At 34.9% G+C, this 13605-nt stretch carries 12 protein-coding genes; 4 read left to right on the top strand and 8 right to left on the bottom strand.

The features are described from left to right. Window positions 1–663 precede the first annotated feature (663 nt). Window positions 664–1299, bottom strand: a complete 636-nt coding sequence (locus FC86_RS03850) for a helix-turn-helix transcriptional regulator (RefSeq protein ID WP_056974756.1) — start codon at window positions 1297–1299, stop codon at window positions 664–666. A 183-nt stretch (window positions 1300–1482) separates the two neighbouring features. Here FC86_RS03850 and FC86_RS03855 point away from each other — a divergent pair, with 183 nt between their 5' ends. The 4 genes from FC86_RS03855 to galE all read left to right on the top strand — a co-directional run bounded on the left by FC86_RS03855 (window position 1483) and on the right by galE (window position 4170). Then, a complete protein-coding gene (locus FC86_RS03855) occupies window positions 1483–1767 on the top strand; it encodes a hypothetical protein (protein WP_056974757.1) in 285 nt (94 codons plus the stop codon). A gap of 143 nt (window positions 1768–1910) precedes the next feature. Next, window positions 1911–2183, top strand: coding sequence for a hypothetical protein (locus FC86_RS03860; protein ID WP_056974758.1), 273 nt, complete (start codon window positions 1911–1913; stop codon window positions 2181–2183). A 128-nt stretch (window positions 2184–2311) separates the two neighbouring features. Beyond that, complete coding sequence (locus FC86_RS03865) at window positions 2312–2947, top strand: ABC-2 family transporter protein (RefSeq protein ID WP_056974759.1); 636 nt, start codon at window positions 2312–2314, stop codon at window positions 2945–2947. A gap of 242 nt (window positions 2948–3189) precedes the next feature. Then, on the top strand, window positions 3190–4170 hold the full coding sequence (gene galE / locus FC86_RS03870; protein ID WP_056974760.1) for a UDP-glucose 4-epimerase GalE: 981 nt from the start codon (window positions 3190–3192) through the stop codon (window positions 4168–4170). Window positions 4171–4196: 26 nt separating this feature from the next. Here galE and FC86_RS03875 read toward each other — a convergent pair whose 3' ends face one another. The 7 genes from FC86_RS03875 to ade form a co-directional block, all read right to left on the bottom strand. Beyond that, a complete protein-coding gene (locus tag FC86_RS03875; protein WP_056974761.1) occupies window positions 4197–5132 on the bottom strand; it encodes a dihydroorotate oxidase in 936 nt (311 codons plus the stop codon). A gap of 12 nt (window positions 5133–5144) precedes the next feature. Beyond that, on the bottom strand, window positions 5145–8327 hold the full coding sequence (gene carB / locus FC86_RS03880; protein WP_056974762.1) for a carbamoyl-phosphate synthase large subunit: 3183 nt from the start codon (window positions 8325–8327) through the stop codon (window positions 5145–5147). Then, complete coding sequence (locus tag FC86_RS03885) at window positions 8320–9399, bottom strand: carbamoyl phosphate synthase small subunit (protein ID WP_056974763.1); 1080 nt, start codon at window positions 9397–9399, stop codon at window positions 8320–8322. Before FC86_RS03885 ends, carB begins: the two co-directional genes overlap by 8 nt. A 19-nt stretch (window positions 9400–9418) precedes the next feature. Continuing rightward, window positions 9419–10675 carry a dihydroorotase gene (locus FC86_RS03890; RefSeq protein ID WP_056974818.1) on the bottom strand — a complete coding sequence of 419 codons (1257 nt, stop codon included), beginning with the start codon at window positions 10673–10675 and terminating at the stop codon, window positions 9419–9421. Between the two features lies 1 nt (window position 10676). Then, a complete protein-coding gene (locus tag FC86_RS03895) occupies window positions 10677–11612 on the bottom strand; it encodes an aspartate carbamoyltransferase catalytic subunit (protein ID WP_056974764.1) in 936 nt (311 codons plus the stop codon). A gap of 139 nt (window positions 11613–11751) precedes the next feature. Further along, window positions 11752–11895 (bottom strand): hypothetical protein, encoded by a 144-nt coding sequence (locus FC86_RS06615; protein WP_162257574.1) that lies wholly within the window; start codon window positions 11893–11895, stop codon window positions 11752–11754. Window positions 11896–11928: 33 nt separating this feature from the next. Next, window positions 11929–13596: an adenine deaminase gene (gene ade / locus FC86_RS03900; RefSeq protein WP_056974765.1), complete on the bottom strand. Its 1668-nt coding sequence runs from the start codon at window positions 13594–13596 to the stop codon at window positions 11929–11931. Window positions 13597–13605 lie beyond the last annotated feature (9 nt).

Below are 13605 nucleotides of genomic sequence, written 5' to 3' on the forward strand. Positions count from 1 at the left end.
TGGTAATTGTTCCACACTTTATTAAAAAATTGTTTACCTAAAAAATCGAAGGTTTGTAACGTCCCGATTGATAATTTCATTTAATGAATTTCTCCTTAACTTGCTAGGATTTGTGTATGAATGATAAAAAAGCATCAAAACAAGTCGATGCTTTTTATCGATTTTATCTTAAATGGTCAAAAATGCCACGAATAAAGTCCCACATACAAAATCCTCCTTAACACTATAGTTGTCACTTAATTATAACTGTTATTGGCAAAATAAAAAAGAGGTTATTATAGACATAGTAACCTCTTTTTTGTAAGATTTATTAATAGTATCTTCATTATAATATGTTTTAATTGTTTATCAAGTTTATAAGTGGAATTATCTCAAACGAAAAATTCATGATAATAAAAAAACTATGAATAAATCTTATGCTGTAATAAGTCCCTTACACTAATGAATTTGTCTTCACATTATAATAAGAATAATGTTACCTTTATTATAAACAAAACTTAAAAGTTACCCCCGAATAATATCATCCTGTTACTAAATGTAAAACAAAAGTAGTGTCATAACGAACAATTCTAACTATAAAACAAGTTTTATTAAAAGTGTAGCTAAAAAAAAGAACTTGAGAATGCTACGTATCTTAGACACAAAAAACGCAAACTTTAGTTGTTAAGGTTTGCGTTTTTTATATAAAAATAAATGTCTGGTATCAAATAAAACATACATACTAATGCTTAACAAAATAATTATGATTGTCTTTCCGACAATAGAGCCATTAAGATAATATACATTAGGTTGTTCTAAGATGATATTTCTGATCAGACCTGAAAATCCTAAAATTGAATTAATAAGCAAAACACCAATCAAAAAGAAAAGACTATTGCGCTTATAAATTCGTAATGTATTGACAGGAAAGTTGCGAGAGATATGGTGGGAAGTTACTAGTGTGATAAATAACAAAATAAAACTAGTTAGTGGTATATTGATTACTTCTAACAATGTTAAATACCCAATAAAGATGAATACCAACTGAACTAAGCAAAGATGCTTTAGTGAACTTTTTTCATGATTTTTCACAAATAAGTGCGGGATATACTTTTTAGCATCTAAGTCTTTTTCAAGTAACTGATTGATAGGAATTTCAAATTGGTGGCTGAGTTTATTCAAAGTCTCAATATCTGGGAAACTTCTTTCTGTTTCCCAGCTTGAAATAGTTTTTCGAGAAACATTTAATATCTTGGCTAATTCTTCTTGTGTAAGTTCATTATCTGTTCTGATTTTTTTGATATTACGAGAAAACTTCATAAGTCATCCTTTAATAATCTTTAATTACAATAGTACGTACATATTTAGTATATAAAAAATACTAATGATTTCAAAGTGAATTTTTATTAAGTTTAAGAAAAGGTAATCTTTTTAAGAAAACCTCTTTTTTATTAAAAAAAAATGATATTATCATATTAATCATTAACTTATTGGAGGTTTAACATGAAAAATATTGTTGAAATTAAACAACGTGATAGTATTCAAATGTCACAAACCGATTCAAGAAGTTGGAAAATAACAGACGAAGGACAAAGTTATAATTTGTTAAAACAACGAGGTATTAGGCTGGAAGATTGGTTTTATGACAATCAGCACATTATTCCCCAGACTATTTATTTCAATAATAATGAATTATTTATGTATTCAACATTTTTAGAATTGGGTGAAAATATAGCTATTTTAGAAGACTTTATTAAAGAAAAATTTGGAGACTTGCTAATGGTTTAATATTTTTTAGTGTAAGTATATTTGCGAATAACTTTATTTTAAAACGTTATTTTTGTGGATTATTAACATAAGGGTTAGTATTACCGATGTAAGAATAAAACATTAATTACTTTGATGTTATTTAAAACAGAGGTGACAAGTTTATGCAGGAAACACAGTGTAATAATAATGACTTAGCTCTTGATTTTATCGAAGAATTAGCCTATTTACGATTAAAATATGAACAGCAACTTGGACATGATAATAAAAGTGATTACGATTTAGGCTATAGCCAAGCTTTGGAAAACATGGTTAACAGTCAAAAAATACATCACTATCCAGAAAAAATGCCCAGTTTAAGTCACTTACCCCAAACGCTGACAAAAGATTCAATCAAAAATTATAAGCGTGGATATCATGATGGATTAGCAATATAAGTTGAAAGGTTCAAATTAAAGAGCCTTTTTATTTTTTGTTGATATCATTAAATTAAAATGATAAAATTAATCTTAAACTTATTTAAAAAGTGGAGGGAGGTTATTTATGAGCTACATTATGGTGAATCATGTCAGTTACGACTATCAAACTTATCAAAAAAGATCGGGAATCAAAGCAGCAATATATGACTTCTACTTATCAATTTTTATTTATTGCCGCACACGAAAGCTTAGCTGAAGATATCGTATCAGGCGATTTAGATTATATTTTTTTAAGACCTTTGAACTCTTATTTTTACTATGCTTTAAGAAAATTAGATTTTCCAAGCTTGATAAACCTCATTATTTATTTACCCTTTACTGTATTTTTGATTACTCAGTTTCATATAGGATTGATTCAATGGATAATAGTCGGACTATTTTATCTCATAGGAATTTTATTTATTTTTTCATTGAATCAAATTGTCGTTGAAGTTGCTTTTTTTAAGGACAATCTAACAGCGTTGAATGGTGTTCCAGAATATTTGATTGATTCGGCTAATCGGCCACAAGGCATTTATCCTTCAAAAATCAGATTAATTCTTATTTATTTGATTCCAGTGTTATCATTGTCAAATGGACTAATTTATTTAGTAACAACAGACAGTTATGTTAATCTAGGTATTAAAATGTTAGTATCTTTAATATTAATGACATTTATATTTTTTATAGTTTCATATTTATTATGGCAAAAAGGAATTAAAAATTATATTTCTGCCAATTAAAATGAGGTGCGATTGCACCTCATTTTAATTATTTTTTACTTCTGGGAATAATGATTTTCAGAAGTTATTTGTTTTTTTGAATTTAATAACTATTTTTAATTTAAGTTTTAAATTAAAAATAAATGGATAACTATTATATAATAGGTAGAAAGACGTTATTAAGTATTGCTAAAGAAAATTGTTATTTTAAATTTGATATATTACAATAAAACAGATGTATTGATACAAAAGGAGATTAAATAATGGCAATTTTAGTTTTAGGTGGTGCCGGCTATATCGGATCACAAATGGTCAAAGAATTAACTGAACAAAATGAAGAGGTCGTTGTCGTTGATAACTTAAGTAGAGGGCACCGATACGCTATTAATCAACAAGCTAAATTTTATGAAGGTGATATTCGAGACACTGACTTTTTAAGTCACGTTTTTGTCAAAGAAAATATTGAAGCAGTTATTCATTTTTGTGCAGACAGTGTCGTGCCAGAATCTGTTGTGAATCCGCTTAAATACTTCGATAACAATGTGAATGGATTGATCAAATTGCTAGAAGTAATGGTTCAATTTAATGTTAAAAAACTGATTTTTTCTTCAACAGCGGCAGTTTATGGTATGCCAAAAACGATGCCAATTAAAGAAACTGACCCAACTAACCCAATCAATCCGTATGGCCAAAGCAAATTAATGATGGAACAAATTATGAAGTGGGCTGAACAAGCTTATGGTATTAAATATGTTGCCTTACGTTACTTCAATGTTGCGGGTGCGAGTTTAGATGGTAAGTTAGGCGAAGATCACAATCCAGAAACACATCTTATTCCTATCGTTTTAGAAGCTGCTGATGGTGTTCGAGATAAAGTTCAAATGTTTGGAAATGATTACAATACACGTGATGGTTATAATGTTCGTGATTATGTTCACGTTATTGATTTAGCGCACGCACATTATTTAAGCTTAAACTATCTTGATAATGGTGGTAAAAGTGATGTCTTTAACTTAGGATCTAAGACAGGATTTACAGTTAAGGAAATTGTTGAAGCTGCTCGTGAAATTACTGGGCAATCAATTGTAGCAAAAGATGCCCCAAGACGTGGTGGAGATCCAGATGAACTTGTAGCCGACAGCACAAAAGCCGAAAAAGTTCTAAAATGGCACCCTGAACATACAAATCTAGAAACCATTATTTCAACCGCATTTGAATGGACGAAAAATAGACAAAAAAAATAAGAGATCATTATCGATCTCTTATTTTTTTACATTGTTTTCAATTGACCTTTAAACTCATCAATACTTTGATAACCTTTTTCATTCATAATCATCAGTAATTCATGTTGTAATTTCTCAAAAAGGCCAATTCCTTGTCGTTGGAGTTCTGTTCCAACAGAAACTAGGTCAGCTCCACATAATATATGCGCAAAAACCTCTTCTCCACTGGTCACACCACCAGTCCCAATAATTTTAATATCTGGATTTAATCGTTCGCGAAAAGCGCGGACATTCGCAAGTGCTGTCGGAAGAATCATCGCACCTCCTAGGCCACCGAAACCTTTTTTAGGTTTAATGACTGAAGCTTCAGTTTCCACATCAACATATAATCCATTGCCAATTGAATTCACTGAGTTAATATGTGATAGCGGAAATTGGTTTAAGATATCAGCCATTTGATCAAAATGGGCAAAATCAAAGTAAGGCGGTAATTTGACACCTAATGGTTTTTTGAAGAATTTGAAGACTTCGGTTAAAATCTGGTGAGTTGTTTCAAAATCGTAAGCGACCTGAGGTTTGCCCACAACATTTGGACAGGATAAGTTAAACTCTGTGATTCCTTGAAAATCTGAATCTTGAACTCGTTTTAAAAGTTCAATTCCTTCAGTCATTGATAGACTAGCCACTGATAAAATAACGGGTTTTTGTGAGTGGTCTTGACTAACATAGTCTAAGTAGTAGTCAAATCCGTTATTCGGTAACCCCATAGAATTGATAGAACCTTGCTCAAATTCGTAGTAAGAAGGTTTAGGGTTTCCTGTTCTGACTTCTTTAGTCGAACTTTTAGTTACAGCAGTTGCAACGTAGGGGGAAGCTAACAGTTCGGCTAGTTCTTCTTTTGTTTGACAATGGACACCTGAAGCGTTAGCTAAAATACCTTCAAAATTAATATCAGCAATGGTTGCGTGTAAACGATTGGTCATGTGTAAACTCCTTTAATAAACTTCGGTCACTTCTAGTTGGTCAACAGTTGTCTTTAAAATGGATAGATAAACATTGATAGTATCGAGTGCTGTAAATAAACTCAGATTATCTTCAATAGCAGCGCTTCTGATTAAGTGATTTTGAGCAGAATCTAAATCAACATTGTCACAAGTATTAATCACTATTTCGACTTCTTTTTGACGTAAATAAGCTAAAGCATCTGTTGCAAGTTCTGACTCGCTTGCTAATTCAGATTCAATTCCTGCTTCTTTTAAAATCGTGTAATTACTATTAATAGCGAGCAATTTGAATCCTTTCTCAATTAATTCTTGGGCTACTTTGGTTAGGGCATTGGGATTTTGAGGATCCATAGCCAGTAAAACAGTGCCGTTATTGATGACTTTAATTCCAGCACCAACAAATGCTTTATATAACGCCTCTTGATAAGTTCGGCCTGTTCCCATCACTTCACCTGTTGATTTCATCTCTGGTCCAAGCAAAGTATTAATATTATGGATTTTATTAAAACTGAAAACAGGTGCTTTAACATGAATTAATTCTGTTTCAGGTAAGACTCCATCTTTAAACCCTAACTCACTAAGTTTTTGACCTAACATCACTTGCGTTGCCAGTTGTGCTAGAGGGGTATTCGTGATTTTTGAGATAAATGGTACAGTTCGAGAAGCACGTGGGTTAACTTCAATCACGTAAGCAATATCATCTTTGATCACGAACTGAATATTCATCATGCCAATGATTTGCAGTTCTTTGGCTAACTTAATGGCGGCCGTTGTCATCTGGTCTTTAACTGATTGTGATAGCCGTTGAGTGGGATAAACCACCATTGAATCACCTGAGTGCACGCCGGCTTTTTCAATATGTTCCATAATTCCTGGAATAACAGCTGTTTTGCCATCAGATAACACATCAACTTCAGCTTCAAAACCTTCAAGATAATCATCAATAAGTACCGGATGGTCATGTGAAACCGCAACTGCTCGAGTCATATAATTAATCAGTTCTTTATCAGACTGAACGACCGCCATACCACGTCCACCTAGCACATAAGAAGGTCGAACTAACACCGGATAACCAATGGTATTAGCAATGGTAACCGCTTCTTCGACTGTCGTTGCAGTATCACCTTTTGGTTGAGCTAAACGCGCATTTTGAATCACTTGATTAAATAAGTCACGGTCTTCGGCCCGATTTATATCCTCAACTGTCGTCCCAAGAATATTCACGCCATGGTCTTGGAGTTTTTTGGCTAAATTGATACTGGTTTGACCACCAAATTGCACTACAACACCCATGGGCTGTTCTAAATCAATAATGTTCAAAATATCTTCTAAATCGAGTGGTTCAAAATACAGTTTATCTGAAATAGAAAAGTCAGTGGAAACTGTTTCAGGGTTGGAATTGACGATGATGGCTTCATAACCCAGTTTTTGAATTGCCTTGACACTATGAACCGTCGCATAATCAAATTCGACCCCTTGTCCGATTCGAATAGGACCTGAACCTAACACTAAGACGGACTTTTTATCAGAAGCGGTAGATTCATTTTTATAATCATAAGTTGAGTAGTAGTAAGGCGTTTTTGATTCAAATTCACCTGCCACTGTATCAACCATTTTATAAGCTGGTATAACCCCTGCTTCTTTTCTTAATTGACGGATTTCTTCAGTTGTAGAATTGGTATAGTGGGCGATTGTTTTGTCAGTAAAGCCATTTTCTTTAGCGGTTTTGATTAGGGAAATATCAATTTTTTGTACTTGAAGAGCTTTTGCAATTTCTAAAATATGAAGCAGTTTATCTAAAAAGAACACATTAATTTGGGTTAAATCAGCTAACTCATCAATATCAATCCCACGACGCAAGAGTTCAAATAATATAAATAATCGATCATCTGTCGCAGGATTGAGTTTCTTCATTAAATCAGTAGTTGCAATCGTTTCATAATTGATATCTTCAATTCCTGTAATTTCAATTTCAAGTGAACGAATTGCCTTTTGAATGGATTCTTCAAAGTTACGGCCAATAGCCATGACTTCACCAGTGGCTTTCATTTGTGTCCCTAGCGTGTTATCCGCAGTTGGGAATTTATCAAAGGGCCATCTTGGAATTTTAGTGACAACATAATCCATAGCTGGTTCAAAGTTTGTGACGGTTGTTTTGGTAATTGGGTTTTTAATTTCATTTAAAGAGTAACCTACGGCGATCTTAGCTGCAATTTTTGCAATAGGATACCCTGTCGCTTTTGAAGCAAGGGCTGATGAACGCGACACTCGCGGATTAACTTCAATAATATAATACTGCAAGCTTTTTGGGTCTAATGCCATTTGAACATTACAACCCCCCTCAATTTTAAGGGCTTTGATAATCTTGATTGCTGAATCTCGCATCATTTGATATTCACGGTCTGATAAGGTTTGCACGGGTGAGGTCACAATTGAATCACCAGTGTGTACCCCAACTGGATCAATATTTTCCATGGAAGCAACAATTAAAGTATTGTCTTCATGATCTCTCATCACTTCAAATTCAATTTCTTTAAATCCCGAAATAGATTTCTCCACCAAAACTTGATTAACTGGCGAAAGTTCTAAACCGTTAGTCACAATTTCTTCAAGTTCTTTATCACTATGGGCAAAGCCACCACCTGTACCGCCTAAGGTATAAGCTGGTCTAATCACTAAAGGATAGTCAATTTGACGGGCAATCGCTTTAGATTCAACTAAGGTATTGGCAATCGCTGACTCAGGAACTGGTTCATGCAAGTGCTCCATTAACTGCTTAAATTTGTCACGATCTTCTGCTTCTTCAATGGTATGTAAGTTAATACCTAGTACTTCAACGTTATACTCAGTTAACACACCAGAATCAGCGAGTTCTTTAGCCATATTAAGTCCGGTTTGACCACCTAAAGTGGCTAAAATCGCATCAGGACGTTCTTTTTCAATGACTTTTGTTACAAAATCTAATGTAATAGGTTCAATATAGACTTTATCGGCAATATCATGGTCAGTCATAATGGTGGCAGGATTTGAATTAATTAAGACCACTTCATAACCGTCTTCTTTTAGTGATAAGCAAGCTTGTGAGCCTGAGTAATCAAATTCTGCTGCTTGACCAATAATAATCGGTCCAGAACCAATTACCAGAATTTTTTTAATATCTGAACGTTTAGGCATGTTGTAATCTCCTTTCAGCTTTTGTCATCATTTGTACAAAACGGTCAAACATGTATGCTGCATCATGTGGACCTGGACAAGCATCAGGATGATATTGGACTGAAAAAGCAGGGCGATTCATTAACTTCAATCCTTCAACGGTATTATCGTTAACTTCTTTTTGCGTCACTTGTAGATGCGTATTTTGAACAGATGCTTCATCGACGGCATAACTGTGATTTTGAGAGGTGAAGTTTGATTGACCAGTTTCAAAATCATAAACTGCATGGTTAAACCCACGGTGACCGTATTTCATTTTGTAAGTTGTGGCTCCGTTAGCTAAAGCAAAAAGTTGATGGCCCATACAAATTCCCATCAGTGGATAACGTGCTTGCAATTGTCTAATCAAAGGCAGAACTTGTTGATGATTCGTAGGATCTCCTGGCCCATTTGAAAGTAAGATGCCTGCTGGGTTGACTGCTTCAACCGCTTCAAAAGTAGTTGTATAAGGAAATAGTACAACGTGAAGTTGATGTGCTTGCAAGGCTTTAATAATAGAATCTTTGATTCCAAAATTAATAACCGCTACTGTATGACCCGTGTTATCATCTAAGGATTCGCCTTCTTGAGTATCATTTTGGAATTGACTATTGAGGTTAGTTTTCAAAATAGCGTCAATCTTAGCTTGGTCAATTTCAGAAACAATAATGGCTTTCATTGAGCCATAATCTCTGATTTTTTGCGTTAATTCACGGGTATCAATCCCCATAATTCCAGGTAACTCATGTTGTTCAGCATATTCTTGTAGTGTCATGTCTGCTCTTTGATTCCCAATTCTTCGAGCAAGTTCATGAACAATGATTGCAGCAGCAGCTGGTTTGTCAGCTTCAGAATCTTCTAGATTAATCCCATAATTTCCAATCAATGGATAAGTAAAATTAATCATTTGACCTTGATAACTGTTATCAGTAATGGTTTCTTGATAACCCGTCATGCCAGTGTTAAATACTAGTTCTGCATAAACATCTTTGGTAGAGCCAAAACTTTCACCTGTATATACGCTGCCGTCTTCTAAAACTAAATATCTTTTCATGTTAGTTGCCCCCTTAAACTTAACCCTTGTATGCGATTTTGCCATCTACTATTGTGTATTTTGTTTGTCCAAAAACTTGCCATCCTAAAAACGGTGTATTCGTTCCTTTAGATAGGAAATCTTCTGCTTTAATTTCATATTCTGAGTCTAAATCCATAATCGTCAGGTCTGCTGGTTTCCCGATTTCAAGTTGCCCGCCTTGAATGTAAAAGGCTTGTGCTGGATTTTTTGACATCCACTTCACTAAAGTTGCCAAGTCGACTAATCCACTTTTAACAAATTTGGTATAAATTAAGCTAAATGCGGTTTCAATTCCCACAATTCCAAAAGCTGCAGTTGTCATACTGCCCTGCTTTTCTTCTTGGCTGTGAGGAGCATGATCAGTCGCAATCATATCAATTGTGCCCTCAATCAAGCCTGCAATAAGTGCCTTGCGATCAGCCTTTGATCGTAAAGGTGGATTCATTTTCATCATTGGATTATCGGATTCAACCATTGAATCATCTAATAATAAATGATGAGGTGAAACTTCTGCCGTCACGTTAACGCCCATTTGTTTAGCTAGTCGTACCAGTTCCACAGACTCTTTAGTCGAAATATGAGCGACATGATAATGAACGCCTGTACTGTGAGCTAAAACTAAATCTCTTGCTAGTTGGGAAGACTCACTTAATGGACTAATTCCTGGCAAGCCTAATTTTTTTGATGACTCGCCTTCATTCATAACTCCTTGGTTAGTTAAGCTGTTGTCTTCAACGTGAGCAATAATTGGCTTATTCACATCTTTGGCTTTTAACATAGCTTCGTACATAATATTAGCTTGTTGCACACCACAACCATCGTTCGTAAATCCAATAGCTCCCATTTGAGCCATTTTTTCAATATCGGTATTATCTAAAGCACTCAAATTACTTGAAATAGCCGCATATTGCTGAGTTTTAACCACACCATCTCGTTGGTTTAATTCAATCATCTGCTGTAAGCTCTCGGGATTATCGATAACTGGCTTGACATTTGGCATGGCAAACACAGTTGTAAATCCGCCACGCGCAGACGCTTTTGTCCCTGTTTTAATCGTCTCTTTATAAGTTAAACCAGGTTCTCGAAAATGAACATGGACATCAATTAATCCCGGTAGAATGGTGTTCTCCTCACCTTCAATCACGGTCATCTCTGGTGTTGGTGCAATGGTTGGTGCAATCTGTTTGATGAGGTTATCCTCAATTAAAAGGGACACCAATTCATTATTTAATTTTACATTTTGAATTAAAGTCAATTTAGTCAATGTTCAAATCCTCCTGTAATAACCCTTTTTCGTCAAGTAGACTAGCTAGAATCGCCATTCTGGCAAAAACGCCATTGGCCATTTGTTTGAATATACGTGATTGTGGAGATTCCACTAAATCTGAATCGATTTCAACCCCGCGATTAACTGGAGCTGGGTGCATGATAATCGCTTGTTGCTTAGCTTTTTTTAATCGGGCTTTGGTAAGTCCAAATTGAGTGTGATAATCTAAGGCTTTAAATTGTTTGACTGAATTAGTATTGAGTCGTTCAAGTTGTACGCGTAGTAACATGACGACATCTAATTTTTCAATCAACTCATCGATATTTTCAACGTATTGCCCATAAGGTGTAAATGACTCGTCATACCATTCTTTTGGTCCTGAAAAATAGACGTTTGCCCCTAATTTATGAAGCAATTGTGCATCTGACTTTGCAACTCGTGAATGGGCTAAATCACCAATAATGCCGATTGATAATCCTTTGAAATAGCTAAATTCTTCATAAATTGTCATTAAATCAAGTAAACACTGGGATGGATGTTGTCCTGACCCATCTCCACCGTTGACAAGCGACGTTGTAAAACTTTTGTCGGCAACCATTGCCTCATACCACCCGTTTTGACTATGGCGAATTACTTCAATATCGGTTCCCAAAGCCTGCAAGGTTTTAACTGTGTCTTCTAGCGACTCACCTTTTTGAGTGGAGCTAGTTGCCATATTTAAATCTAAAACGGTCATACCTAATCTTTGTTCTGCCATATAAAATGACGCATGCGTTCTTGTGCTATTTTCAAAAAACAAATTTGCGGCGTAAACCGGGCGCTTTACATTGACTTTAAATCCTGCTTTAAATTGTTCACTCAATTGAATTAGCTTAACAATTTTGGTTGGTGAGTCACTATTCATATCAACAAAGTGTTTTGTCATATTTTTGCCTCCTAATTAACTTACCCTCTCTGGAGTAATCTTTATTAATTACAGAATCAAAACCAATAAAAAAGACTCTTTGGAAAAATTCCAAAGAGTCTACTGTCTAGTCTTAATGATGGTTGTAACTGTACATTGATTAATTCAGCCGTACAAGTTGAGCGTACACTTTAGCTGAAAATCCGGATAAGCTTACAGTTGGGTTATTATCATAAGACCTTTGTGACTCTCTGGCCAACATTAAAGGTTCTAACTTGTGATGTGCTTGTAATGATAATAACATCCTCGCTTTTAAAAAGGAAGGGAAGTTTTGACTTTATTTGGCTTCTACTGAAATAAAGTCTTGCTGGTTAAAGTCATATAAGCCTTGATCGGTTAATTTAATAGATGGAATAACGGGAAGAGTTAAGAACGAAAGTGTAATAAACGGATCAAAGACTCGATTTGTACTGATTTTTTGGTAGGCTTGATTTACTAAATCTAAGTCTTTTTGAGCTTCTTGATAAGACTTAGCAGACATTAATCCTGCGATTTTTAGAGGCATCATCGCTAAAACTTTACCATTTTGTGTAACCGCAATTCCTCCACCAGACTTGGTAACAGCTTGAATAGCTTCATTAATAGAAGAATCGTCTGTTCCAACTGCCACAAGATTATGAGAATCATGGGCCACTGTAATCGCCACGGCACCATTTTGAATATCAAATCCCTTAACTAATCCCAAACCATAAGTTCCAAGATTATGATGACGTTCAATCACAACCATCTTCAAAATGTCCTGGTCAATATCTGAATTAAATTGACCGTTGTCTAATTTAACGTGTGTTTGCAAGTGGTCGGTCACAATATGGTTAGGTTGAATTTGGATAACATTACAGTAGTTACTGCTTAATGGCATTTTTAAGTCTTCTAATTTAAAGTCATGATGCACAGTTGATTCTGAAAATCGAGCAGGTTGTGTCGTAAACTCACTCAAAATTTCGCCATTCTTCATCACTTTATCAATTGTGACTTCTTTCAAGTTATCTAAAAAAACAATATCGGCTTGATAACCGGTTGCTAAAGCACCTGTTTGATTTAATTTATGAGCATTTGCCGCATTAAAACTCGCCATCGTAAAGGCCGTTTCAGGTCTAACACCATGTTTAATCGCTAATTGAATACAGTAATCAATCGACCCTTCACGATCTAAATCTGTAATTAATTTATCATCTGTACAAAAAGCTAATCGTTGAGCGTTTGATTCTGTTACCGCACCAATCGTGTTTTCAATATCACGTTCAACCGTTCCTTCACGTAAGAAAACGTAGTATCCGGCACTAAGTCTGTCTTTAACTTCTTGGACGCTAGTCGCTTCATGATCGGTATCAATCCCAACTTGACGATAAGTATCTAGTTGCTCAGGGGTCAACCCGGCTCCATGACCATCTGCGTGATAGCCTGCTTCTTGAGCATCTTTAATTTTTTGCATAATTTCATGACTTTGACTTGCAACAGCAGGAAAGTCCATGACTTCTGCTAATCCATTCACTTCTGGATAACGATATAGCGGTTTTAAATCTACAGCATTTAAAACTGCTCCGCTGTGATCAAATGGGACACACGGAACAGATGAAGGCAACATGACTTTGACATCTAATGGGGTTTGTCTAGCGTCTTCAATCATATATTCAATACCTTTGTTTCCCATAACATTACCAATTTCGTGAGGATCCGTTACGATAGTAGTTACACCATGTTTCAGTAAAACTTTAGCTAATTCACTGGGAGAAACCATTGCACTTTCGATGTGAACATGTGCATCAATAAATCCAGGTACTAAGTATTGATTACTAGCATCAATAATTCTTTGTGCTTTAAGATTATCATTGTCACCAACTGACACAATTTTCCCTTTATTTATCCATAGTGTTTGTAGTTCAAATTCTCTTGTAAAAACATTCAAAACCAACCCGTTTTGAATACATGTATCAACCAATCCCATAATCCTATT

Origin of the sequence: Holzapfeliella floricola DSM 23037 = JCM 16512, from assembly GCF_001436605.1 — a bacterium.
In the GTDB taxonomy this organism is placed as follows: domain Bacteria; phylum Bacillota; class Bacilli; order Lactobacillales; family Lactobacillaceae; genus Holzapfeliella; species Holzapfeliella floricola.